The sequence below is a fragment of the Oceanimonas baumannii genome, from assembly GCF_002245495.1.
Taxonomy (GTDB): Bacteria; Pseudomonadota; Gammaproteobacteria; order Enterobacterales; family Aeromonadaceae; genus Oceanimonas; species Oceanimonas baumannii.
In genome coordinates this window covers 317,829-340,017 of sequence record NZ_NQJF01000001.1, presented here as the reverse complement: position 1 = coordinate 340,017, position 22,189 = coordinate 317,829, and the positions used below count along the sequence as shown (strand labels likewise).

Below are 22,189 nucleotides of genomic sequence, written 5' to 3'. Positions count from 1 at the left end.
CGCGAAGCCGGAGAACCATGGCGACCTGCACTGGACTCCTGCCTCTGCGGGAGTGATGCCCTCTTTTGAGCTTGATTGTTGGGATTCGCTGAGTTCATCGCAAACTTACCGTATCTTTGCATTTTCCGAGACTCTGAAAGCAAAAAACCGGCACAAAGGCCGGCTTTCGATAGATGGTTGTGAGTGCCAGGGTTCGAACCTGGGCATGAGGCCGAGATCAAAAAAACCGGCACAAAGGCCGGCTTTTAGATAGATGGCTGGGGTACCAGGATTCGAACCTGGGCATGAGGCCGAGATCAAAAAAACCGGCACAAAGGCCGGCTTTTAGATAGATGGTTGTGAGTGCCAGGATTCGAACCTGGGCATGATGCCGAGATCAAAAAAACCGGCACAAAGGCCGGCTTTTAGATAGATGGCTGGGGTACCAGGATTCGAACCTGGGAATGGCGAGATCAAAACCCGCTGCCTTACCGCTTGGCGATACCCCAATTTTTTAAATGGTGCGGGAGGCGAGACTTGAACTCGCACACCTTGCGGCGCCAGAACCTAAATCTGGTGCGTCTACCAATTTCGCCACTCCCGCTAAGAGTGGTGGCTATGGCGGGATTCGAACCTGCGACCCCATCATTATGAGTGATGTGCTCTAACCAACTGAGCTACATAGCCACATAAAGCATTGAGTCGCCTCAATGTTCTGACACAAATATGTGTCTTTGTAAAATGGCTGGGGTACCAGGATTCGAACCTGGGAATGGCGAGATCAAAACCCGCTGCCTTACCGCTTGGCGATACCCCAACAGAAATGGATGATAACAAAAAAATTTATATCAGCCACTTTTAAAAATGGCTGGGGTACCAGGATTCGAACCTGGGAATGGCGAGATCAAAACCCGCTGCCTTACCGCTTGGCGATACCCCAGCAATGGTGGCTATGGCGGGATTCGAACCTGCGACCCCATCATTATGAGTGATGTGCTCTAACCAACTGAGCTACATAGCCATTGCTTGTTGATGACCTTACGTCACCGAACGGGGCGCATTATGCGTATCCGGGCCGAAAGCGTCAACCACTTTTCCGTAAAAAGTTAGCGTGAGTCGTTCATTTGACCACAAAATCGTCATGGTGATGAAGGGGTAGTCAGCAGGGCTGTTTTTTTGTGCAACATTCAGGGGGAGCATAAAAAAGCCGGGACCAGCCCGGCTTTGAAAGGAGGGTGTGAATGCTTACACGTTGAACAGGAAATTCATCACATCGCCGTCTTTTACGATGTAGTCCTTGCCCTCGGAGCGCATCTTGCCGGCTTCTTTGGCACCCTGCTCGCCACGATAGGTGATGTAGTCTTCATAGCCGATGGTCTGGGCGCGGATAAAGCCCTTTTCAAAATCGGTGTGAATTTTGCCGGCGGCTTGCGGTGCGGTGGCGCCTACGGGGATGGTCCAGGCCCTGACTTCCTTAACCCCGGCGGTGAAGTAGGTCTGCAGGCTGAGCAGCTCATAGCCGGCGCGGATAACCCGGTTCAGGCCCGGCTCTTCCAGTCCCATGTCGTCCATAAATTCGGCGGCTTCTTCTGCATCCAGTTCGGCAATTTCCGATTCCATGGCGGCACATACCGGTACCACGATGGCATTTTCGGCAGCGGCAATGGCTTCCACCTGGGCCAGGTAGGGGTTGCCTTCAAAACCGTCTTCATTGACGTTGGCAATGTACATGGTGGGCTTGATGGTGAGGAAGTTCAGGTAGTCGATGGCGGCCTTTTCTTCCTTGGTCAGCTCCACACTGCGCAGTACCTTGGCTTCTTCCAGTACCGGCAGCAGCTTTTCCAGGACGGTGATCTCGAACTTGGCATCTTTATCGCCACCCTTGGCCTTTTTGGCGTTACGGGTAATGGCGCGCTCACAGGTGTCCAGATCTGCCAGCGCCAGCTCGGTGTTGATCACCTCAATGTCATCTTTGGGGGAAACCTGACCGGCCACGTGCACGATATTGTCGTTTTCGAAGCAGCGCACCACATGCCCGATGGCATCGGTTTCGCGAATATTGGCCAGGAATTTATTGCCCAGACCTTCGCCTTTGGAAGCACCTGCCACCAGGCCGGCAATGTCCACAAACTCCATGGTGGTGGGCAATACTCGCTGGGGGTTAACAATTTCGGCCAGGGCATCCAGGCGCTTGTCCGGCACCGGCACCACACCAGTATTCGGCTCTATGGTACAGAAGGGGAAGTTGGCGGCTTCGATGCCGGCCTTGGTCAGTGCGTTGAACAGAGTGGATTTGCCCACGTTGGGCAGACCCACGATACCGCATTTAAAACCCATGATGGTGTCCTGAAATTACTTGGTGGAATCGGCATTGAAGGCATGCAGGCGGTTCATCGCTTTGGGCATGCCATCACTGAATAAAATATCGGTAGCACGGACGGCTTCGTCCACGGCGGCGTCGAGCAGGGTTTGCTCGGTGGCCGGAGCTTTGGTCAGCACAAAGCCGGCGACCCGGGATTTATCGCCCGGGTGACCGATGCCCAGCCGCAGCCGGAAGAAATCCTTGCTGTTGCCCAGACTGCTGATGATGTCACGCAGGCCATTGTGGCCGCCATGACCGCCGCCCTGTTTGAAGCGGGCCGTGCCCGGAGACAAGTCCAGCTCGTCGTGCGCGACCAGAATCGACTCGGGCGGGATCTGGTAAAAGTTGGCCAGCGCAGCGACTGACTTGCCTGAGCGGTTCATAAAGGTGGCAGGCACCAGCAGACGTACGTCTTTGCCGGCAATGCGTACACGTCCGGTCCAGCCGAAGAATTTGCCTTCTTCCTTGAGCTGAGTACCGTGCAGGCGGGCCAGCTCCGCCACATACCAGGCACCGGCATTGTGCCGGGTCTGGGCATATTCCGGACCAGGGTTAGCCAGTCCGACAATAAGTTCGATAGGTTGCATAGCAGAATCGGCCGTTAAAATGACGTCATATTCTAATGAAGTGCAGCGATAATGGCCACCTTGCACGGCGGATTTACCACTGCACATGGAGGGTGCCAAACTTGGATTGATTGTTCACAATCTGTGTTATTATTGTGATTCAAATGCAATCCCTTTGCTTTCTCCTGCTTTTCTGCACAGGATTTTTACGGAAACCACCATGTTTGAGCTTCTGGGTTGGTCTTTGCTGGCCGGTGTTGTTAACGCGCTGGCTGGTGGCGGTCTGTTTTTTACGCTGCCGGCGTTGCTGGCAGCGGGCATTCCCAGTACCGGTGCGGTGGCCACTGCCAGCGTGGCATCGTGGCCCGGTTATGTCAGTGCTTTCTGGGGAATGCGCCGCCGTTTGCGGGGCGGGCCCTTGATAGGGCTGACCGTGATTGGCCTGGCTGGCGGCGGTCTGGGGGCCTTTGCACTGACCCGGTTTCATGCCGGTAACTTTAATTATCTGGTGCCCTGGCTGCTGTTGGGAGTCAGCGTGCTCTATGGTCGCCAGCTGCTCAGCAGCAAGGGATTTGAGGGACCGTTGGTGATGCAATCCGGAGCCTGGCCGGCGCTGCTGGGCGGCAGTTTTTACGGCGGCTTTTTTGGCGGTGGCCTGGGCGTGCTGCTAATGGCGCTGATGGGGCAGCTGCGGCTGGGCTCAAGTCTGCAGCAACACGCCATCAAACTATATTTGTCGATGTTGGCCAGCGGCGCCACCATCGTGGTCTACTCCCTTTCGGGGCTGGTGTACTGGCATGAAGCCCTGCTGCTGGCGTTGGGTTACCTTTTGGGTGGCAAGCTGGGTGCCCGGGCGCTGGAGTGGATTAACCCCCGGCTGCTGGCCTGGGGGATTGTTGTCTTTGGTGTGGCACTGAGCGGATATTACTTTATACGATTTTACACCCCCTTCGGGGAGCTGTAAGCCGTAAGCTGTAAGTGGAGCTGTAGGTCGGGATGAGTTTTACGAATCCCAACGTTTCCGCCTGCAGCCCTTAGTATCAAATTCCGGCCACAAAAAAGCCCGCGACATCGCGGGCTTTTGCACATGTTTGAACTTAGTGTTCAAACATGGCAGAGATGGACTCTTCGTTGCTGATGCGGCGAATGGCTTCGGCCATCATCGGGGACAGGGTCAGTTGCTTGACCTTGTCCAGCGCCTGAATTTCCGGGCTCAGGGGGACGGAGTCGGTGATGATCACTTCATCGATAACCGAGTCTTTAATGTTCTGAGCGGCGCTGCCGGAAAACACGGCGTGAGTCGCGTAAGCAAACACACGTTTGGCACCACGAGCCTTCAGGGCTTCGGCGGCTTTGCACAGGGTGCCGCCGGTATCGATCATGTCGTCCACAATCACGCAGTCACGGCCTTCCACGTCACCAATCAGGTGCATCACCTGAGAGACGTTGGCGCGGGGGCGACGCTTGTCGATAATGGCAATGTCGGTTTCGTCCAGCAACTTGGCCACGGCACGGGCACGCACCACACCACCAATGTCGGGTGATACCACCACGGCGTCTTGCAGGCCTTTGGCTTTCATGTCTTCCAGCAGCACCGGAGTACCGAATACGTTATCTACCGGTACATCGAAGAAGCCCTGGATCTGCTCGGCGTGCAGATCTACCGTCAGTACCCGGTCCACACCCACGCTGGACAGGAAGTCTGCCACTACTTTTGCGGTGATCGGCACACGGGCAGAGCGCACGCGGCGGTCCTGACGAGCATAACCGAAGTAGGGAATAACGGCGGTAATACGGCCGGCAGAGGCGCGACGCAGAGCGTCGACCATAACGATCAGCTCCATCAGGTTGTCGTTGGTGGGCGCACAGGTGGACTGGATGATGAAGACATCGCCGCCGCGTACATTTTCGTTGATTTGTACGCTGATTTCACCGTCGCTGAAACGGCCGACATCGGCAGCACTCAGTTTGATGAAAAGACGATCAGCGATACGTTGGGCGAGTTCCGGCGTTGCATTACCAGCAAACAGCTTCATGTCGGGCACGGTTTAAAACCTCGGAGTTGCTTCGTGGGTGGTGAGACTGGACGGGGCCGTGAACCCGTATTACGAAACACGTTTCGCTATCCAGCCCTTTTTCGGAATTATTCTGGTTCGGGGCGCCGAACAGGCTGTTGAATAAGAGTACTCAACGGAGAGCCGGCCTGAGCCGTGTCGTCCTGTTGGCGACCACTGGCAGCGAACTGACCCTTGGGATAAGGGAGAAAACGAGCCCACCCCGCTTTCATGCCATCGCTGCTTGGTCTGTCTTGTTCACAAACGGGAGTTTACTGCGCACTAAGTGCCGTCAGTAACGGCGATCGGTTGCAGCCTCTGGCGACAAATCCGACCGTGCCGTCCGGCGCATGGTTAAGCGTTCTCTCTGCCGCGTCCCGGCTGTTAAAGGTGCCGAAAACACAAGCGCCGGTGCCCGTCATTCGTGACGGCGCATATTCTAGCAACCAGCTCAGAAGTTTGGCAACCTCGGGGTGTCGCTTTTTAACCAGTGCTTCGCAGTCGTTTTGCCAGGGTGAGTTAAGGCGCTGTTCGAGACTCATTACCGGGCTGTTACGGGGCAGGTCGGGATCGGTAAAAATGGCCGGCGTCGATACGTTTACTCCCGGATTCAGCACCAGATACCAGGGTTCAGGCGGAGCCGCGTCGGTGAAAATATCCCCTACACCTTCGGCAAAGGCGGCGCGACCATGCACAAAAACCGGCACATCGGCACCCAGCTGCAGACCCAGTGTGGCCAGCTCATGGTCGCTCAGGCCGAGTTGCCACAGTCTGTTCAACCCCACCAGAGTGGTAGCCGCATCACTGGAGCCTCCCCCCAGACCGCCGCCCATGGGCAGCCGCTTGGTGAGCCGGATATGAGCTCCCTTGTTGCAGCCGGTGTGTGTTTGCAGCAGACGCGCTGCGCGGATGATCAGGTTGTCTTCCGGTGCGACGCCGGGCAGGGAAGGAGACAAGGTCAGCCCGCTCGCCGGGGTAAAGCTCAGTTCATCCCCGAAGTCCACAAACTGAAACAGGGTCTGCAGGTTGTGGTAGCCATCTTCCCGGCGGCCGGTAATGTAAAGAAACAGATTGAGCTTGGCGGGGGCTGGCAGGCGTATCACGGATTAAGCTCCCACCGGCTTACAGCCAGTTTCAGGGTAGTGCCGGCATGGCTCAGCTCCAGCCGGCTGGGCAGCCAGAGCTGGTCGATCTGGGTGTAACCGAGATAGCGCAGCTGCCATCCGTGAGACTGTACCAAGGCAGGACGGCCGTCTTGATCAAAGCTCACGGTATCGGCATTGCCGGGCAGGCCTTTGATCCAGTCTGCCAGCTGTTCTACCGGTAAATCCCAGCCGGTGAGGCGATAGACCAGATCCCGCGCATTGTCGGCAGTATGACGCTGGCCTTCGCTGTCAATCAGTTCAATGCGGCCGCTGAGGCGGCTGAGATCAAACACTCGTTTGCCCACTACATTGGTGAGGTTCAGGCGGTAGTCATCGCTGTTATTGCGCCAGAACAGGCTCAGGCTGCCACGTTCGTCGGGGGTGATAATGCCGAGTTTGGCGGCCAGCTGCCAGTGTTCCAGCTTGGTCAGTTGTTGTTTCTGAGCCTGCCAGGAGCCGGCGGGCGCTTGTTCGGCCCGGTAGGCACAACCTGAAATCAGCAACAAGCTAATAAAAATCAATATCGTACGCACGTGTTGCACCCCGCTTTAAAAAGAGAAAGTCAGTATAAGGCCAAGGCCGGTGACTTTTAAAGATTTGGCCTTTCTCGTACAATAGTCGGCTAAACGAAAAACGATGTGAGCCGCACCAAATCCTCATGAGCCTGCTGGTACTGGGAATCAATCATAAGACAGCATCCGTCGCCCTGCGCGAGCGGGTGGCGTTTGGTCCTGACCTTGCCCCCCGGGCATTGCAGGAACTGATGAACACTCACGGCGTGGCGGAAAGCGTGATCCTGTCCACCTGCAACCGCACCGAACTGTATTGCAGCCTGAAAGAGGGCGGCGACAGCGAGGTCGTGCGCCACTGGTTGCAGCAGTTTCATAACCTGGACGAAGACGAACTTACTGCCTGCCTGTATCAGCATCAGGGAGAAGAGGCCATTCGTCACCTGATGCGGGTGGCCTGCGGCCTTGATTCGTTGGTACTGGGCGAGCCGCAGATCCTGGGGCAAATCAAGCAGGCCTACAGTCAGTCGCACCAGGCCGGCAGCCTCAGGGGGCTGCTGGAGCGGTTGTTTCAGAAGTCTTTTTCCGTTGCCAAGCGGGTGCGGACTGAAACGGACATTGGTGCCAGTGCGGTGTCGGTGGCCTTTGCCGCAGTCAGCCTGGCCAAACGTATTTTCTCGGATCTGGGGCGCACCAAGGTGCTGCTGGTAGGAGCTGGCGAAACCGTCGAACTGGTGGCGCGCCATTTACGTGAACAGTCGGTAACACGCATGATGGTGGCCAACCGAACCCTGGAGCGGGCCCAGAATCTGGCACAGGAATTTGAGGCCGAGGTGATGACCCTGGAGCAGATCCCCGAGTTTCTGCCCCAGGCTGATATTGTTATCAGCTCCACGGCAAGTCCGCTGCCGATTATCGGTAAGGGCATGGTTGAGCGGGCGCTCAAGGCCCGCCGGCACAAGCCCATTTTGCTGGTAGACATTGCCGTTCCCCGGGACATAGAGCCCGAGGTGGATGAGCTGAATGATGCCTACCTCTACACCGTGGACGATCTGCAGGGCATCATCGAGCAGAACATGGAGGCCCGCAAGCAGGCCGCCGCCCAGGCCGAGCGCATTATTCTGGAAGAGCGGGATCAGTTCATGGCCTGGTACCGCTCATTGCGCTCGGTGGATCTGATCCGGGATTACCGGGCTCAGGCAGAAGCGGTACGCGAGCAGGAGCTGGCGCGGGCGCTGCAGGCGCTTGCTCAGGGCGACGATACCACCGCAGTGATGCAGCAACTGACCCGGCGGCTCACCAACAAGCTTATTCATACTCCCACCCAGGCCCTGAGCCAGGCCGGTAAAGACGGCGATCAGGATATGCTGGCGGTGCTGTCCCGCAGCCTGGGCATCAGCCGGCCCTGAGCCGGCATAACCGCGAGACACTGATGAACGAATCCGTACTGAAAAAACTGGAAGGCCTGGAAGAGCGCTATCAGGAAGTACAGGCGCTGCTGAGCGAGGCCTCGGTAATCAATAACCAGGAGCAATATCGCGCGCTGACCCGGGAGTATGCCCAGCTGGAAGATGTGGTGGCCTGTTTTCAGCGTTACCGTCAGGCCGAGCAGGATCTGGCCGGAGCCAGAGAAATGCTGGCTGAAGACGACGCCGAGCTGAAAGCCATGGCCCGGGAGGAGATCGACAGCGCCGGAGCGGCCATCGAAACCCTGAGTCAGGAGCTGCAGATCTTGCTGCTGCCCAAGGATCCCAGAGACGACAATAACTGCTTTCTGGAAATTCGCGCCGGTGCCGGCGGCGATGAAGCCGCCATTTTTGCCGGTGATTTGTTTCGTATGTACAGCCGTTATGCCGAGACTCAGCGCTGGCGGGTGGAAATCGTCAGTGCCAGCGAAGGCGAGCACGGCGGCTTTAAAGAGATTATTGCCCGCATTGAGGGCAGCGGTGTTTATGGTCAGCTCAAGTTTGAGTCCGGTGGCCACCGGGTACAGCGGGTGCCCGAAACCGAGTCTCAGGGCCGTATTCACACCTCGGCCTGCACAGTGGCGGTGATGCCCGAAATCCCCGAGGCCGAAGCACCGGAGATCAATCCGGCAGACCTGAAAGTGGATACCTTTCGTGCCTCCGGTGCCGGTGGTCAGCACGTTAACAAAACCGACTCTGCCATTCGTATTACCCACCTGCCCACCGGCATGGTGGTGGAATGTCAGGACGAGCGCTCCCAGCACAAGAACCGGGCCAAGGCCATGGCGGTGCTGGCCTCACGTCTGGTCCAGGCGGAGCAGGACAAGCGCCATGCCGAAGAGCAGAGCACCCGCCGTAATTTGTTGGGCAGCGGTGATCGCTCCGATCGTATTCGCACCTATAACTACCCTCAGGGCCGGGTCTCGGATCATCGTATCAACCTGACCCTTTACCGGCTGAGCGAAGTGCTGGAAGGCCAGCTCGAAATGCTGACTCAGCCCATTCTGCAGGAACACCAGGCCGACCAGCTCGCTGCCCTGGCGGGACAGTAATGCAACTGAGCGAGCTACGCACTCACCTGCGTGAGCAGCTGGCCGGGGGTGAGTCTCCGGCGCTGGATGCGGACGTGCTGCTGTGCCATGTGCTGAACAAGCCCCGCAGTTTTTTGCTGGCCTGGCCGGAATTTGACGTTTCTGCCCGGCAACAGGCTGAACTGGCAGCATTGATCAGCCGCCGTCGGGCCGGCGAGCCGGTCGCTCACCTGACCGGTCAGCGGGAATTCTGGACCCTGATGCTTGAGGTCACCCCGGATACCCTGATCCCCAGGCCTGATACCGAAATACTGGTAGAAGCGGCACTGGCCAGGCTGCCAGGAAGACCGGCCCGGGTTGTTGATCTGGGCACCGGCACCGGTGCCATCGCCTTATCGATTAAAAGTGAGCGGCCCGCCGACACCGTGCTGGCGGTGGAATTCAGCCCGCAGGCCGCAGCTCTGGCCCGGCGCAATGCCGCACGTCTGGAGCTTGAGGTGGAGGTGCGGGAAGGCAGCTGGCTGGCACCACTGGCCGGGCTCACTTTTGACATGATCGTGTCCAACCCGCCCTATATCGATGCTGCCGACCCGCACCTGGCGGAAGGGGATGTGCGCTTTGAACCGTTGTCGGCGCTGGTAGCGGATGATGCCGGCCTGGCCGACATTCTCCATATTGCCGGATCTGCGCCCGCGCATCTGGTGGCCGGCGGCTGGCTGCTGGTGGAGCACGGCTGGCAGCAGGGCGAAGCGGTGCACTCCGTTTTTACCGACAATGGTTTTGAACAGGTTACCACCCTGCGTGATTACGGCGGTCAGGACAGGGTAACGCTGGGCCAGTGGCCCGGGAGAGAACATGCTTGAAAGCAATATCAGTGAGCGCTGGCAAAGCGAAGAGCCCCTGGATCTGATGACCATGGTGCTGGATGTGGTGGAAAGCCTTGCCGGTCTGGCGGCCCGTGATGAAGCAGAACGGGAACTGTTCGCGCTGGAGCGGGCACTGGCCGAGGAACTGGAAGACATGGTGGTGCCTGTGCATCTGTTGCCTTGTCTGTACAGCGGCCTGGGCCTGGCCGGGGACAGCGAAACTTTCTTTTCCATCGATAACTGCCTGATGAACCGGGTACTGGTCCGGCGCGAAGGTATTCCGGTGAGCCTGGGGATTTTACTGATCCACCTGTGCCGGCGTTTTGGCGTGGATGCCGAAGGCATTAATTTTCCGGGGCATTTTCTGGTGCGTATCCGGTCGGAAGAAGAAGGGACGGTGATCGATCCTTTTACCGGTCGTCATCTTTCCCGCCATGAAATCGAGCAGTTGCTGCGGGGAGCCCGGGGTAATCTGGCCCGGCTGGCACCGGAGCACCTTAAGGGGACCAGTGATACCGAGATACTGGTGCGGCTGCTGAACGTCACCAAGGCGGCATATATTAATGAACAGCAGTTCGGCAAGGCCTTGGGATGCAGCGAGTTGCTGCTTCGGCTCAAGCCCGACTGTCCCTTTGAGCGGCGGGACCGGGGGTTTTTATATGAACAGCTGGGCTGCGGGCAACTGGCCGCCGACGATTTTGAATTCTTTATTGAGCAGCGGCCGGATGATCCCATTGCCGATGTGTTGAAAGCACAAATAGCCGGCCTTGATCTGAGCCCCAAAACCCTTCACTAGGAAGCCGATATGAAAACCGTACACATCAATAACATTGCCGTCGCCAACGACAAGCCCATGGTGCTGTTTGGTGGCATTAATGTGCTGGAATCCCGGGATCTGGCCATGCAGGCCTGCGAGCACTATGTGAAGGTGACCGAAAAGCTGGGCATTCCCTACGTGTTCAAGGCCAGCTGGGATAAGGCTAACCGTTCATCCATTCATTCCTTCCGTGGACCGGGACTGGAAGAAGGCATGAAGCTGCTGCAGGAAGTGAAAGATACCTTTCAGGTACCGGTGATCACCGATCTGCACGAACCTTATCAGGCGGCAACCGTGGCCGAGGTGGCGGACGTTATCCAGCTGCCCGCTTTTCTGGCCCGCCAGACCGATCTGGTGCAGGCCATGGCCGACACCGGCCGGGTGATCAATATCAAGAAGCCCCAGTTTCTGAGCCCTGGGCAAATGAAGAACATCACCGACAAGTTCATTGAGTGCGGTAACGACCAGCTTATTTTATGCGAGCGGGGCAGCAATTTCGGCTATGACAACCTGGTAGTAGACATGCTCGGCTTTGGCGTGATGAAAAAGGCCACCGACGACACGCCCATCATGTTTGATGTGACCCACGCCCTGCAGTGCCGGGATCCGCTGGGAGAAGCGTCAGGCGGCCGTCGCGAGCAGGTGCTGGATCTGGCCCGGGCCGGACTCTCTACCGGTTTGGCAGGTCTGTTTCTGGAAGCGCACCCGAACCCGGAACAGGCTCGTTGCGACGGACCCAGCGCCCTGCCGCTTGCTAAACTCGAGCCCTTCCTTGCCCAGCTCAAGGCCCTGGATGATCTGATCAAGAATTTTGAGCCGCTGGATATTCGGTAACACTCACCTGCCTTGCAGGTGAGCCGTAAGCTTTAAGCGGTCAGCTGTAAGCCGCCCGGCGCTGACTGGCAGTATGCAGGCAAGGCTGATGTTGCAAGAAGCAGCAATGGGGATTGCCGGAGCCAACCATTAAATGCCATGGATGGCATTTGCGAGCGTTACAGGGAGACATTTGAAGCGCATCGGCGGAGTGCAACCGCACTGATGCTTCGCGTTTCGCTCTTTTGGGCGACTGGTGGTTAAGAGGCAGTCCGGCTTGGTTAAGTCATTTGCGTCGGTCCATCGGCGTTGTCCGGCTGTGTTTCCGTACTCATTTTCTGCAATATCTTGCCCAGCTCCATGGGCACGGGAAATACCAGTATCTTGCTGTTGTCGCTGCTGATTTCGGTCAGGGTCTGCAGGTAACGCAACTGGATTGCCTCCGGTTGTTGCGCCAGCACGTGCGCTGCCTCCAATAACTGTTTTGAAGCTTCCAGCTCACCGGTGGCGTGGATCACCTTGGCCCGGCGTGAGCGCTCTGCTTCTGCCTGACGGGCAATGGCCCGGATCATTGACTCGTCGAGATCCACGTGTTTGATCTCCACGGCAGATACCTTGATCCCCCAGCCGTCGGTGCTCTGATCCAGAATACGCTGCAGATCTGCATTCAGGGTGTCCCGAGCCGAGAGGATCTCGTCCAGCTCATGCTGGCCAAGTACCGAACGCATGGTGGTCTGTGCCAGCTGGCTGGTTGCTTCCAGGTAGTTCTCCACATTGATGATTGCCTTTTGCGGATCCAGCACGCGGAAATACAGAACGGCATTGACCCGCACCGTCACGTTGTCTTTGGAGATCAGATCCTGAGAGGGGACGTCCATGGTGACGATCCGCAGATCCACCCGTACCATTTGCTGCACAAAGGGGATCAGAATAATAAAGCCGGGTCCTTTTACCTTGTGAAAGCGACCGAGCAAAAAGACCACGCCACGTTCGTATTCCCGCAGAATACGAAACATGCTGGCGAACAGCATGATCAGTAAAATGACGATCAGCAGCTGAAAATAAAGAAAGTCGATGATCATTCCCTTGTCTCCTTAACCGGTTTGACGTCAAGCACCAGATCCCGCACCGCCATCACAATAACGGTCTGTTCTGCGGCCACGGGCGTTGAACTGTGTGCCTGCCAGCGCTCCCCCAGCACCAGTACGGTGCCATCGGGGTCGAGAGTGGTCAGGGTCATGGCATGTTCGCCCACCATGGCGCTGGCTCCTGATACCGGCGCTGCCCGTCGCTGTTTTACGAGCAGGCGCACCACCACCAGGATCAGACCAAGAGAACATGTCGTAAAGGCGGCAATGAAGGGCCAGGCGACCCGAAATGCCTCGTCGGGTGTGTCGAACAGCAACACCGAGCCAAGCACAAATGCGACCAGGCCGCCGCCGCCCAAGATGCCAAAACTGGGTGACAACCCTTCTGCGACCATCAGGGCCAGCCCCAGGGCCAGCAGCCCCAATCCCACCATATTGAAGGGCAGCATCTGCAACGACAGCATGGCCAGCAGCAGGCAGATGGCACCAGTCACTCCGGAGACACCAAAACCCGGGCTGTAAAATTCCAGCAGCAGGCCGTATACACCGACCAGCATCAGCAGATAGGCGATATTGGGGTTACTGATGGTAATAATGAACTGCTGACGCCAGTCGGGCCGGCGCTGCTCGGCGATAAGCCCCGCTGTAGCAAGCATAACGCTGCCGCTTTTAAGGGAAATGTCGCGGCCGTCCAGTTGTTGCAGCAGGTCGGAAATATCACTGGCCAGCAGCTCGATGACGTTCTGCTCCAGTGCCTCTCTGGCGGTGAGTGTGGCGGCATCACGCACCGCCTGCTCGGCCCACTCCACATTACGGCCGCGCAGCTGGGCCAGACTGCGCAGATAGGCAATGGCATCGTTAAGAGACTTGCGCTCCATAGCGCTGCCACCCGGTGAAGGAGACGCTTCGCCCTCCTTGTCGTTCTTGTCTTGTTCGCCGGGAGACGGTGTGCCCGTAGGCATCATCTGCACTGGTGTGGCTGCGCCCAGGTGAGTGCCCGGAGCCATGGCGGCCATGTGACTGGCATAGAGAATATAGGTGCCGGCAGAAGCAGCCCTGGCCCCGCCGGGAGACACATAGACCACCACAGGGACACTGGATTCGAGTATGGCGCTGATAATGTCGCGGGTGGCGCTGTACAGGCCGCCGGGGGTGTCCATGGTCAGCAGTACCAGGGCCGGGCGCTCAACCTGAGCCTGGTTAATTTCGGTGACCAGATAGTCGGAAATACCGGGGCCGATGGCACCCTTGATCTCAAGCTGCCAGTAGCGTTCCTGAGCCAGAGCCGGCATGCTCAGCAGCAGTGCCAGCAACAGCATTCGCCAGTACATGATCCGACCCCCGGTTACCTGCGTACTTTATTAGCTTAGCGCAACGGATACAGGGATGTTTTTAAGCCGTTTGGGATTGGCTATCCAACCAGGTCCTCAGGTTGCCGGCCATTTGCTCACGGCTGTAACGGTTACAGCTACCACACAGTTCGCCATTGCATACCTTGTAACGCAGGCAGCAGTCTTTGCGGTGTGGTAACAGCAGCTGCCGGTCGGGCCATTCCAAATAGGCCCAGTCAATGGCATTGGCGATGTCATCGCCAAACAGAGCCATCCATTGCCGCGCCGGTGCTTCAAAGCGGGCCGGCTCAGGCAGGGTCATGCCGAGCCGGGTCCAGGGAGCGGCCAGGTAAACGGCGCTGTTGCTGGCGATAATACGGGGGGGCAATTTGTGCTCGCGAAAATACCGGTTGATGAAATGCATCAGCTCGATCAGGTCTTCAGGGCTGGCCGGCCCCGGATCCAGACTAAAGCCCTGCTTGCCCTCCAAGGACAGGTGCTCAGGCCGCAGCGACGGCAGCTGGCCATCGCGCAGCCACTGGCAGGCCAGAGGCAGTAACAGCAGGCCACACAGGCGTTTGTGTGCCAGAGAGAGTGGTACCTTGCCTGGACCGGGGGCGACCTGAGCGGGTGGATCCTGCAGCCACTGCAGCAGTGAAACATGGCCCTGACCCCTTTTTAGTATCGGCAGTTGCGCTCTAAGTTCGCTGGCGGCAGGATCTGTCAGGGCAAGCCGATAGTGACGATGCAAGGACTGGGGAGACATGGCGTTACCAATAAAAAATAAAGTTAATGATAATCCTTTTTATTAAAAAATAAACAATGTAGTTAATAGGGGAATCTATGAACATCAGGGCGGCAAGCAAGGCGGATCTGGCCGGTGTGTATCAACTGGAGTGTGACACCTTTGGCAGTCACGGCTATCCGGACTTTTTTCTGCGTCAGGCCTGGGATCTGTGGCCAGGCTCGATGCTGATGGCCGAGGATGACACTGGGCTGCGGGGGTATGTACTGGCGGGCCGGGGCGAAGTGGCCGATGAGAGCTGGATATTGTCGCTGGCGGTGGCACCGGCAGCGCGGGGACAGGGACTGGGGCGCAAGTTGCTGCAGGCAGCGGTGAACGAACTGGAAAGGCAGGGTTGCCGCCATATCAAGTTAACGGTATTACCTGATAATCCGGCACTGCACCTTTATCGCAGTCTCGGCTTCACCGAAGTTAGCCGGGAAGAGGACTATTTCGGTCCGGGCGAACCCCGTCTGGTGATGGTTAAAAGCTGAATGAAGTTGTGTCAGGCTTTGGCTGCTTGCTCCAGGCTGCGCCAGTCGCTGAACAGCTGCACCGGGTCGCATACCTTGCGCATGGCGTGCAGGGCGGTGGCATAACCCAGTTGCAGGCCAAACAACCGCACGCCCAGGGCCTCTTTGCTGTGTTCCACCTGAGTTTTTAGCTCACTGGACACGTCAAACTCGCCGTCGCTCACCAGTAAAATATCTGCCTGACGCCATGCCTGCTGCTGCAGGCGGGACAGGGCGGCATTAAGCGGGGTGCTGACATCGGTGCCGCCACTAAAGGAGCCGCGTAGCATGCTGAGCAGCTCAGACAGGGTCAGGGTCTGGTTGTCGAGCACCAGCAGCTCGCCGGCGCCGCCAAACAGATAGACCAGGCAGCCCCGCTGCTGCTGCTTGGCCATGCGCAGGGCCTCCAGCACCATGGCCTTGGACACCTGTTCAGCCAGGCCATGCATGGAAGCTGAGGTATCCAGGCACAGAATGAGGGGGCCCAGCTGAGTTCCTTTTCCATCGCCTTCGCCCTTGCCGGCGCGGGGCAGGGGCCAGTCGTTGCCGGCATCGATGGGCATCACCCCGGCCACGGCGTAGCTGAGCAGGCTCTGCTCGGCCCGGCGGGCGTGCCACAGCATATGCAATGACGGATGCCCCAGAAGGGCAGCCTCCAGTGCCAGCATGCGCGACAGGTTGTCGGAGCGGGTAATGCCCTGGGTTTCCATGGGAATGCCCGGCAGTCGTCGTTCCCGGGGGCCGTTTTCCCGGGGGCTCATCATTTGCTGCAGCTGGCTTAACGTGGCACTTTGCTCCGGATCCGGGCGCTGCTGGCCCATCAGTTTGAGCAGTTGTTGCAGCTGACGGATCTCTGCCACCCAGCGGGACAGCCGCAGCAGGTCAAACCAGGCCCGGTCGCGCAGGTTGCCGCTGTCTTTGTCGGTGCCGATGGCCGGGGCGATGCCAAATTCCTCGGCCACGTCATCCAGTGCCTGCCACAGGCTGATACGTTGCTGCCACTGCTCCGCCAGCTTGGCGATGGCGTTGCGGGTGTGGCGGGCGCGGGCACGGCGCTCAGCTTGCTCAGCAGACTTCCCCTGTTGTTGCAGTAACCCGGCGGTGGCCGGCCAGTCCAGCTCCACCTGTTCCAGCACCAGTAAAATGTCCTGCACGATGGCCCGGGCCACGTCCGGGGTTTCCTTGCAGTAGCCCAGCGCACTGGCGCGTACCAGCAGCTGACGAAGTCGCCGCTCGGTGCTGGAGCTCAGCCAGTCGCCGGGCCCGGGCAGGCGACCCTTGTCGAGTTCAGTCAGTATGTCCAGCACCCGGTTGGCACGGGGCAGCAGGCTGCCCAGCGGGTGAGTCACTACCAGACTGAACAGGCTTTCAGGCAGCTCGTTTAAGGGGGCCAGGCCTGCACTTTGGACGGTAGCCATCTTAGTCTTCAACCGGCAGTTTGGCAAAGGCCTGGCGCAGCGCCTGCAGCCGCTCGTGCTGGCGGCTCAGGCCGGCCTGTTGTTGTTCCAGCTGGCTGCGTGCTCGCTCACCCAACTCCGGGCTCAGCCACAGGTGCTGGCGCAGACGCTGGTCCAGGCCCTGCTGTTGGGCTCTGAGCCAGGCCAGATAATCCGCCAGCTCACTGATGCGTTCGTCCAGCTGGCGCAGACGTGCAGCCACATGACTGGCGGGCCATGCCCTGGGTTGCAGGGCACTGGGGCGCACATATTCTTCCAGTAATGGCTGATATTGATCGAGATTGCCGCCCAGGTTGCGAATTTCCTGCTCTGTAAACACCGAGTCCGGCAGCCGGGGCTGACGATACAGTAACTGACCGGATTCGTTGCGCTTGTGGCGCTGCCCTCTGGCCTCGGTGACCGGCTGGCCCTGTTCATCGAGATAAAGCTGGTAGCCCTGTTCGTTAAGGGACGGCAGTACCGGATCGGCATCCTGATCCAGCCGTTCCTGCCAGCTATCCACCATGTTGCTCACCAGCTGCGGGCTGAAGCCCGGATCGGCGGCAATGTGTTCGTGCAACCAGTCGGTGAGGCGGCTCTGCTGATCCGGTTGTTGCCACAGACAGTGGGGCAGCAGCCAAGCGTCGAGTAGATCCGCTTCCTGCTGGCCGTTGCTGCAGGCGGACACTTTGAGCAGCTTGACCACTTTGCGCCAGCGCCGGTCTGAGACCGGAATTTCCTGCTCGGCGAGAAAGCGGCGCAGGCTGTGCAGCAGGCGGATGAGCGCCGGCGACAGCGTCAGTTGCTCGGCTTCCTTGCGCAGAGTGGCCAGCTCGGCATCGGTTAACTTTAGTTCTGCCGCCGGCTCCTGATAGCTCTGGCTCAGGGTCAGCAGGCTGGCAAAGGCGTCGTCACCTACCGGGGCTACCTGAAAGCGCAGCAGAAAACGGTCATACAGGGCATTGAGCTCGGCCCCTTCCGGCAGTTCGTTACTGGCGGCGATCACCGACACCAGCGGCACCGGCAGGCGCTCGTTGCCGTTATCGAACTGGCGCTCGTTCAGCAGGGTCAGCAGGCTGTTGAGAATGGCGCTGTTGGCCTTGAAAATTTCGTCGATAAAGGCGATGGAAGCCTCGGGCAGGTAGCCCCTGGTCTGGCGCAGATAGCGGTCTTGTTCCAGTGCTTTGATGGACAGCGGGCCGAACAGCTCTTCCGGTACCGAGAAGCGGGTCAGCAGGCGCTCAAAATAGCTGCCGTCGGCCATCAGGGTATGCAGTCGCCGTGACAGTTCGCTCTTGGCGGTGCCGGGGGGGCCCAGCAACAGCAGATGCTCGCCGGAAAGGGCCGCCAGCAGCGCCAGCCGGGCCGGTTTTTCTCGTTCCAGCAAGCCGTACTGCAGGTGTTCGATTAATGCGGCGATACGATTTTTTACGTCCATGTGCCAGACCTGTAAGTAATTTGTATTAAAAGCTTGTCAATATTGTACTTAAAAAGCCTGATGTGACCAATGTCACGAAAACAAATTCAACAGCTGACCGCCGTTATAAAATACGCCGGCCAGGCCAATCAGCACCAGTAACAGAGAAGAGAGCCTGCCAATCAGCTGGCCCTGTCTGCCTGTCATCCAGCGGGTAATAAGCCAGATGTATAATGACAACACCAGCAGATCAAATAGCATCCACAGGCCGGACAGGATAAGCAGGCTGGTACCGGTATGCTGCGTGATGCTGATGAACTGCGGAAAAAACGCCACAAAAAACAGCATATCCTTGGGGTTGGAAAGGCTGGTCCAGAACCCTCTGGCCAGACCGCCTCCAGCCGGCATTTCTGCAGGCAAAGATGGCTCCCCGGCCTGCAGATCCTGCCAGGCAGCAAAACCGATATAGGCAGATCCTGCCAGCGCCAGCCAGTACAGTCCCCGTTCCGGCAGTGACAGCAGTCCTGTCAGCATCAGGGATGCCAGTGCAATCAGTACCAGTGAAGCGGCGTTGGCACCCAAAGCGGTGGCAAACGCCCGGCGGGGACCGCATCGGGCAGCGGTTCCGGTGATCAGGGCAACCACAGGCCCTGGTGTTAACAGCAGCAGTAAAACGGCACTGATATAGGCAAACAGCAAGGGCAGGTTCATTTAACGCGTCCGGCATAATGAAAGGTGCTCGTATTTGTACGGTAAGTGCTCCGGCTTGAAAAACGTATAAAGCTGCCATTTAATGTGAGTAAAACTCAATATGGAGCCAATGTTGTGTCTCTTCCGCCGCTCTATGCATTGCGTGCCTTTGAAGCTGCCGCCCGTCTTGGTTCGTTCAGCAAGGCTGCTACCAGTCTGCATGTGACCCCGGGGGCAGTGAGCCGGCATATTCGCACCCTGGAAGACTGGTTCGACTGTACGCTGTTTGTGCGCAAGGGCCCCAAAGTGGACATTACCGATGCCGGCAAAGTACTGGCGGCTCAGCTGGGAGAAGGGTTTCAACTGCTGGAAAAAGCCTGTCACGGGTTTCGTCGTCAGCAGCATGAGCTGCGGCTCAAGGCGCCGTCCTCCTTAACCATGCGCTGGCTGCTGAATGTACTGAGTGAATTTCAGCAGCGTTATCAATCCCCAAGCGTACAGATCAGCAGTGTGTGGATGGATGTGGATGAAGTGGATTTCAGCCGAGAGCCCTACGACTGCGCGATTTTACTGGGGAACGGGCAGTTCGGGCCAGATACGCAAAGTGTCCGCTTGTTTGATGAGTGGTTGATCCCGGTATGTACACCGGCCCTGGCGGGTCAGGCGCAGGAAAACCTAGCCGCTTGTGAGCTGATTCATCCTTCGCCCGACAGGCGGGACTGGCAACGCTGGCTGCAGGCAACCGGGCGCAGAGAGCAGGTTGATCTGCTCGGCGGTAAAGTGTTCGACACCCTGGAACAGGGCAATCTGGCGGCCATCAGTGGGTATGGTATCTCGGTGGGGGATTTACTGCTGAGTCGGGAGGCCATTGCAAGTGGTCTGCTGGTACTGCCGTTCAGCACGGCGGTATCCACCGGTGACGGTTATTATCTGATCTGGCCCGGCAACACTCTGCGCCGGCAACATATTGATGACTTGTACCATTTTATTGCCAGCCGCTTGCCTTCTGAGTTGCCTGAACATATTCAGCTGGTGCGCACGGTGTAGACAAAGAGTGAGCGTCATGCATCAAGGTGCCGGACTCCTTCGGCTTTCCGCTTTGCAGCACTTGTGCCAAAATGCGCTTTTACCGCAAGCAAGAGGCCATTACATGTATCAGAGTCTGATCCGCAGTGAGCTGAACGAAGCCGCCGAGGTGCTGAACCGCTTTCTGGCCGATGACGCCAGCATGGCTGCTATTGAGCAGGCCGCCAAACTGCTGGCTGACAGTTTCAAAGCCGGTGGCAAGGTGTTGTCTTGCGGCAATGGCGGCTCTCATTGCGACGCCATGCATTTTGCCGAAGAACTGACCGGGCGCTACCGGGAAAACCGTCCGGGATATCCAGCTATCGCCATTTCCGATCCCAGCCATCTTTCCTGCGTGTCCAATGATTTTGGCTATGAGTTTGTGTTCTCCCGCTATCTGGAAGCGGTGGGCCGGGAAGGAGATGTGCTGCTGGGCCTGTCTACCAGCGGTAATTCCGGAAATATTCTCAAGGCCATTGAGGCCGCCAGGGCCAAGGGTATCAAGACCATTGCCCTTACCGGCAAAGACGGCGGAAAAATGGCGGGGCTGGCGGATATAGAGATTCGTGTGCCGCACTTTGGCTATGCCGACCGTATTCAGGAAGTACACATCAAGATTATTCACATTCTGATCCAACTGGTCGAAAAGGAAATGGAGCAAGAGTAAGCCGCATGTGTGAATTGTTAGGGATGAGTGCCAACGTTCCCACCGATATTTGTTTTAGCTTTACCGGCCTGATGCAGCGGGGCGGGCGTACCGGCCCTCACAAGGATGGCTGGGGCATTGTGTTTTATGAAGGCAAGGGCCTGCGTACCTTTAAGGATCCCCAGCCTTCCAGTCAGTCGCGCGTTGCGCAGCTGGTGCAGGAATACCCCATTAAAAGCTGTGCCGTCGTCAGCCACATTCGTCAGGCCAACCGTGGCGGGATTGCGCTGGAAAACACCCATCCCTTTACCCGGGAGCAATGGGGGCGTTACTGGACTTTTGCCCACAATGGCCAGCTAAGTGGTTACAAGCAGCTCAAAACCGGCCGGCACAAACCGGTGGGCGACACCGACAGTGAGCTGGCCTTTTGCTGGATATTGCATGAGCTGGAACAGAAATATCCGCGTAAGCCCGGCAATATGGCGGCCATGTTTCGCTATGTGGCCACGCTGTGTGATCAGCTGCGTGGCCTGGGAGTGTTTAATATGCTGCTTTCCGACGGCGAATATCTGATGACGTATTGCAGTAACAACCTGCACTGGATCACCCGTCGTGCACCTTTCGGTCCGGCCCGTCTGATTGACGAAGAAGTTGAAATCGACTTTCAGAAGGAAACCACGCCCAATGACATTGTGACCGTGATTGCTACTCAGCCGCTGACCAACAATGAACAATGGCACAAAATGCAGCCCGGTGAATATAACCTGTTCTGGCTGGGTGAGCGGATAGCCAGTAACCGCCAGGAGCCCGGCTCTTAAAGCGGAAATACCGTGAAACCCATGCCATAACGATGGGCTGCCGATTTGTACGGCAGCCCATCGTTTATTTTCGGCTATTTAAAGAAAAAGGCGGCATTCTGACTGACCATTCATAGATAACAGAAGCATTATCGAACTTATGTATCATGGCTTGTTCCCGCGCTGCCTTTTCACGTTGCTGCTCATCAACTTCCGCTGAGGTATTCATATCAGGCTGTTTCCGTTTCAAGTATTAAATTCGTGTTCACAGACAAACTTTCTTTTACCTTGGTACTGAGTGCATCCAGCCCTCGGCCCGACAGAGTAAAGGCATGTTGTTGCTGGCCCAGATTGGCCGCATAGGTAACGCGCACCAGGGTGCTGAACCATTTACTGCTCATGGCCGGCAGGGCCAGCTGGTAGCGCAGATAGTTACCTTCATCAAACACGTCGCCCTACTGAATATTGCAGTTAATGGTGCGCTGCGGCCCGGGACCAATCGGCTGCTCGGGCGTTAAAACCACTTCAAGACCAACAGACTGCTGGTGCAAATATTTGGGAAAGGCCAGCTCCAGCTGATAACCATTGTTTTCAGTCACTTGTCCGCCGGGCTGATAGATTTGCTGCTCCAGTTTAAACAGCTCTTCTTGCTCGCTCCAGTTTTTGCATTGCATGCCCCAGCTTGACTGACGCAGCCATTTTTCCAGGCCGGTTTGAACGCAGTACGTCAGAAGGTGGCGTGCATTTGCAGCTTGTGAGCAGAACATTGCTCGCTTCTTATTGGCTAAGCTTTGTGCAAAGAATTTGCGTGAGGC

General features: G+C 57.7%; 24 protein-coding genes and 6 tRNA genes. 10 read left to right on the top strand and 20 right to left on the bottom strand.

What is annotated here, in order from left to right; genetic code table 11:
- Positions 1-413 precede the first annotated feature (413 nt).
- The 8 genes from B6S09_RS01660 to pth all read right to left on the bottom strand — a co-directional run bounded on the left by B6S09_RS01660 (position 414) and on the right by pth (position 2,928).
- Positions 414-488: transfer RNA gene (locus B6S09_RS01660), tRNA-Gln, on the bottom strand.
- Positions 489-498: 10 nt separating this feature from the next.
- A tRNA-Leu gene (locus B6S09_RS01655) sits at positions 499-583 on the bottom strand.
- 6 nt (positions 584-589) lie between these two features.
- A tRNA-Met gene (locus B6S09_RS01650) sits at positions 590-666 on the bottom strand.
- Between the two features lie 55 nt (positions 667-721).
- A tRNA-Gln gene (locus B6S09_RS01645) sits at positions 722-796 on the bottom strand.
- A 48-nt stretch (positions 797-844) separates the two neighbouring features.
- A tRNA-Gln gene (locus B6S09_RS01640) sits at positions 845-919 on the bottom strand.
- A 4-nt stretch (positions 920-923) separates the two neighbouring features.
- Positions 924-1,000, bottom strand: a tRNA-Met gene (locus B6S09_RS01635).
- A 224-nt stretch (positions 1,001-1,224) separates the two neighbouring features.
- Positions 1,225-2,316, bottom strand: coding sequence for a redox-regulated ATPase YchF (ychF, locus tag B6S09_RS01630; RefSeq protein WP_094276750.1), 1,092 nt, complete (start codon positions 2,314-2,316; stop codon positions 1,225-1,227).
- 15 nt (positions 2,317-2,331) lie between these two features.
- Positions 2,332-2,928 carry an aminoacyl-tRNA hydrolase gene (pth, locus tag B6S09_RS01625; protein ID WP_094276749.1) on the bottom strand — a complete coding sequence of 199 codons (597 nt, stop codon included), beginning with the start codon at positions 2,926-2,928 and terminating at the stop codon, positions 2,332-2,334.
- 199 nt (positions 2,929-3,127) lie between these two features.
- Between pth and B6S09_RS01620 the strand changes: the two genes are divergently transcribed.
- Entirely contained in the window at positions 3,128-3,871 is a 744-nt protein-coding gene (locus B6S09_RS01620) for a TSUP family transporter (RefSeq protein ID WP_094276748.1), read from the top strand.
- A 133-nt stretch (positions 3,872-4,004) separates the two neighbouring features.
- Here the strand turns inward: B6S09_RS01620 and B6S09_RS01615 are convergent, their stop codons facing one another.
- From B6S09_RS01615 to lolB, 3 genes are all read right to left on the bottom strand, one after another.
- Positions 4,005-4,952: a ribose-phosphate pyrophosphokinase gene (locus B6S09_RS01615; RefSeq protein WP_094276747.1), complete on the bottom strand. Its 948-nt coding sequence runs from the start codon at positions 4,950-4,952 to the stop codon at positions 4,005-4,007.
- Positions 4,953-5,233: 281 nt separating this feature from the next.
- On the bottom strand, positions 5,234-6,064 hold the full coding sequence (ispE, locus tag B6S09_RS01610; RefSeq protein WP_094276746.1) for a 4-(cytidine 5'-diphospho)-2-C-methyl-D-erythritol kinase: 831 nt from the start codon (positions 6,062-6,064) through the stop codon (positions 5,234-5,236).
- Positions 6,061-6,639: a lipoprotein insertase outer membrane protein LolB gene (gene lolB, locus B6S09_RS01605; RefSeq protein WP_166670246.1), complete on the bottom strand. Its 579-nt coding sequence runs from the start codon at positions 6,637-6,639 to the stop codon at positions 6,061-6,063. The genes ispE and lolB overlap by 4 nt, the downstream gene beginning before the upstream one ends.
- Before the next feature lie 125 nt (positions 6,640-6,764).
- On the opposite strand from lolB, the gene hemA reads away from it, so the two are divergent.
- From hemA to kdsA, 5 genes are read left to right on the top strand one after another with little or no spacing between them, the layout of a single operon-like run.
- Positions 6,765-8,024, top strand: coding sequence for a glutamyl-tRNA reductase (hemA, locus tag B6S09_RS01600; RefSeq protein ID WP_094276744.1), 1,260 nt, complete (start codon positions 6,765-6,767; stop codon positions 8,022-8,024).
- A 23-nt stretch (positions 8,025-8,047) separates the two neighbouring features.
- Entirely contained in the window at positions 8,048-9,133 is a 1,086-nt protein-coding gene (gene prfA / locus B6S09_RS01595; RefSeq protein WP_094276743.1) for a peptide chain release factor 1, read from the top strand.
- Positions 9,133-9,975 carry a peptide chain release factor N(5)-glutamine methyltransferase gene (gene prmC, locus B6S09_RS01590; RefSeq protein ID WP_094276742.1) on the top strand — a complete coding sequence of 281 codons (843 nt, stop codon included), beginning with the start codon at positions 9,133-9,135 and terminating at the stop codon, positions 9,973-9,975. The genes prfA and prmC overlap by 1 nt, the downstream gene beginning before the upstream one ends.
- The gene (locus B6S09_RS01585; RefSeq protein WP_094276741.1) at positions 9,968-10,774 is read left to right on the top strand and encodes a SirB1 family protein; all 807 of its coding nucleotides are present in this window, start codon (positions 9,968-9,970) and stop codon (positions 10,772-10,774) included. Before prmC ends, B6S09_RS01585 begins: the two co-directional genes overlap by 8 nt.
- Positions 10,775-10,783: 9 nt before the next feature.
- A complete protein-coding gene (kdsA, locus tag B6S09_RS01580) occupies positions 10,784-11,629 on the top strand; it encodes a 3-deoxy-8-phosphooctulonate synthase (RefSeq protein WP_094276740.1) in 846 nt (281 codons plus the stop codon).
- 260 nt (positions 11,630-11,889) lie between these two features.
- Here the strand turns inward: kdsA and B6S09_RS01575 are convergent, their stop codons facing one another.
- The 3 genes from B6S09_RS01575 to B6S09_RS01565 all read right to left on the bottom strand — a co-directional run bounded on the left by B6S09_RS01575 (position 11,890) and on the right by B6S09_RS01565 (position 14,793).
- Positions 11,890-12,690, bottom strand: coding sequence for a slipin family protein (locus B6S09_RS01575; RefSeq protein ID WP_094276739.1), 801 nt, complete (start codon positions 12,688-12,690; stop codon positions 11,890-11,892).
- The gene (locus tag B6S09_RS01570) at positions 12,687-14,027 is read right to left on the bottom strand and encodes an NfeD family protein (protein WP_094276738.1); all 1,341 of its coding nucleotides are present in this window, start codon (positions 14,025-14,027) and stop codon (positions 12,687-12,689) included. Before B6S09_RS01570 ends, B6S09_RS01575 begins: the two co-directional genes overlap by 4 nt.
- 61 nt (positions 14,028-14,088) lie before the next feature.
- A complete protein-coding gene (locus B6S09_RS01565; protein ID WP_094276737.1) occupies positions 14,089-14,793 on the bottom strand; it encodes a (2Fe-2S)-binding protein in 705 nt (234 codons plus the stop codon).
- Between the two features lie 77 nt (positions 14,794-14,870).
- Between B6S09_RS01565 and B6S09_RS01560 the strand changes: the two genes are divergently transcribed.
- Positions 14,871-15,305 (top strand): GNAT family N-acetyltransferase, encoded by a 435-nt coding sequence (locus B6S09_RS01560; RefSeq protein ID WP_094276736.1) that lies wholly within the window; start codon positions 14,871-14,873, stop codon positions 15,303-15,305.
- An 11-nt stretch (positions 15,306-15,316) separates the two neighbouring features.
- Here the strand turns inward: B6S09_RS01560 and B6S09_RS01555 are convergent, their stop codons facing one another.
- The 3 genes from B6S09_RS01555 to B6S09_RS01545 all read right to left on the bottom strand — a co-directional run bounded on the left by B6S09_RS01555 (position 15,317) and on the right by B6S09_RS01545 (position 18,887).
- Positions 15,317-16,741, bottom strand: coding sequence for a vWA domain-containing protein (locus B6S09_RS01555; RefSeq protein ID WP_094276735.1), 1,425 nt, complete (start codon positions 16,739-16,741; stop codon positions 15,317-15,319).
- Between the two features lies 1 nt (position 16,742).
- On the bottom strand, positions 16,743-18,197 hold the full coding sequence (locus B6S09_RS01550) for an AAA family ATPase (protein WP_094276734.1): 1,455 nt from the start codon (positions 18,195-18,197) through the stop codon (positions 16,743-16,745).
- 72 nt (positions 18,198-18,269) lie between these two features.
- A complete protein-coding gene (locus tag B6S09_RS01545; RefSeq protein ID WP_094276733.1) occupies positions 18,270-18,887 on the bottom strand; it encodes a LysE family translocator in 618 nt (205 codons plus the stop codon).
- Between the two features lie 114 nt (positions 18,888-19,001).
- On the opposite strand from B6S09_RS01545, the gene B6S09_RS01540 reads away from it, so the two are divergent.
- From B6S09_RS01540 to B6S09_RS01530, 3 genes are all read left to right on the top strand, one after another.
- A complete protein-coding gene (locus B6S09_RS01540; protein ID WP_094276837.1) occupies positions 19,002-19,913 on the top strand; it encodes a LysR substrate-binding domain-containing protein in 912 nt (303 codons plus the stop codon).
- Positions 19,914-20,016: 103 nt separating this feature from the next.
- Positions 20,017-20,598, top strand: coding sequence for a D-sedoheptulose 7-phosphate isomerase (gene lpcA, locus B6S09_RS01535; protein WP_094276732.1), 582 nt, complete (start codon positions 20,017-20,019; stop codon positions 20,596-20,598).
- A 5-nt stretch (positions 20,599-20,603) separates the two neighbouring features.
- Entirely contained in the window at positions 20,604-21,395 is a 792-nt protein-coding gene (locus tag B6S09_RS01530) for a class II glutamine amidotransferase (protein WP_094276731.1), read from the top strand.
- Between the two features lie 64 nt (positions 21,396-21,459).
- Here the strand turns inward: B6S09_RS01530 and B6S09_RS18410 are convergent, their stop codons facing one another.
- The 3 genes from B6S09_RS18410 to B6S09_RS01520 are packed head-to-tail and all read right to left on the bottom strand — an operon-like array spanning position 21,460 to position 22,141.
- On the bottom strand, positions 21,460-21,603 hold the full coding sequence (locus tag B6S09_RS18410; RefSeq protein WP_166670247.1) for a hypothetical protein: 144 nt from the start codon (positions 21,601-21,603) through the stop codon (positions 21,460-21,462).
- 1 nt (position 21,604) lies between these two features.
- Positions 21,605-21,823 (bottom strand): hypothetical protein, encoded by a 219-nt coding sequence (locus B6S09_RS01525; protein ID WP_094276730.1) that lies wholly within the window; start codon positions 21,821-21,823, stop codon positions 21,605-21,607.
- Between the two features lie 6 nt (positions 21,824-21,829).
- Positions 21,830-22,141 (bottom strand): hypothetical protein, encoded by a 312-nt coding sequence (locus tag B6S09_RS01520; protein WP_094276729.1) that lies wholly within the window; start codon positions 22,139-22,141, stop codon positions 21,830-21,832.
- Between the last annotated feature and the right edge of the window lie 48 nt (positions 22,142-22,189).

What these genes read in the sequence shown, in the direction of transcription:
- ychF (WP_094276750.1), bottom strand. Translation starts at nt 2,316, where the DNA reads ATGGGTTTTAAATGCGGTATCGTGGGTCTGCCCAACGTGGGCAAATCC.
- pth (WP_094276749.1), bottom strand. Translation starts at nt 2,928, where the DNA reads ATGCAACCTATCGAACTTATTGTCGGACTGGCTAACCCTGGTCCGGAA.
- B6S09_RS01620 (WP_094276748.1), top strand. Translation starts at nt 3,128, where the DNA reads ATGTTTGAGCTTCTGGGTTGGTCTTTGCTGGCCGGTGTTGTTAACGCG.
- hemA (WP_094276744.1), top strand. Translation starts at nt 6,765, where the DNA reads ATGAGCCTGCTGGTACTGGGAATCAATCATAAGACAGCATCCGTCGCC.
- prfA (WP_094276743.1), top strand. Translation starts at nt 8,048, where the DNA reads ATGAACGAATCCGTACTGAAAAAACTGGAAGGCCTGGAAGAGCGCTAT.
- prmC (WP_094276742.1), top strand. Translation starts at nt 9,133, where the DNA reads ATGCAACTGAGCGAGCTACGCACTCACCTGCGTGAGCAGCTGGCCGGG.
- B6S09_RS01585 (WP_094276741.1), top strand. Translation starts at nt 9,968, where the DNA reads ATGCTTGAAAGCAATATCAGTGAGCGCTGGCAAAGCGAAGAGCCCCTG.
- kdsA (WP_094276740.1), top strand. Translation starts at nt 10,784, where the DNA reads ATGAAAACCGTACACATCAATAACATTGCCGTCGCCAACGACAAGCCC.
- B6S09_RS01575 (WP_094276739.1), bottom strand. Translation starts at nt 12,690, where the DNA reads ATGATCATCGACTTTCTTTATTTTCAGCTGCTGATCGTCATTTTACTG.
- B6S09_RS01570 (WP_094276738.1), bottom strand. Translation starts at nt 14,027, where the DNA reads ATGTACTGGCGAATGCTGTTGCTGGCACTGCTGCTGAGCATGCCGGCT.
- B6S09_RS01565 (WP_094276737.1), bottom strand. Translation starts at nt 14,793, where the DNA reads ATGTCTCCCCAGTCCTTGCATCGTCACTATCGGCTTGCCCTGACAGAT.
- B6S09_RS01560 (WP_094276736.1), top strand. Translation starts at nt 14,871, where the DNA reads ATGAACATCAGGGCGGCAAGCAAGGCGGATCTGGCCGGTGTGTATCAA.
- B6S09_RS01555 (WP_094276735.1), bottom strand. Translation starts at nt 16,741, where the DNA reads ATGGCTACCGTCCAAAGTGCAGGCCTGGCCCCCTTAAACGAGCTGCCT.
- B6S09_RS01550 (WP_094276734.1), bottom strand. Translation starts at nt 18,197, where the DNA reads ATGGACGTAAAAAATCGTATCGCCGCATTAATCGAACACCTGCAGTAC.
- B6S09_RS01545 (WP_094276733.1), bottom strand. Translation starts at nt 18,887, where the DNA reads ATGAACCTGCCCTTGCTGTTTGCCTATATCAGTGCCGTTTTACTGCTG.
- lpcA (WP_094276732.1), top strand. Translation starts at nt 20,017, where the DNA reads ATGTATCAGAGTCTGATCCGCAGTGAGCTGAACGAAGCCGCCGAGGTG.
- B6S09_RS01530 (WP_094276731.1), top strand. Translation starts at nt 20,604, where the DNA reads ATGTGTGAATTGTTAGGGATGAGTGCCAACGTTCCCACCGATATTTGT.
- B6S09_RS18410 (WP_166670247.1), bottom strand. Translation starts at nt 21,603, where the DNA reads ATGAATACCTCAGCGGAAGTTGATGAGCAGCAACGTGAAAAGGCAGCG.
- B6S09_RS01520 (WP_094276729.1), bottom strand. Translation starts at nt 22,141, where the DNA reads ATGTTCTGCTCACAAGCTGCAAATGCACGCCACCTTCTGACGTACTGC.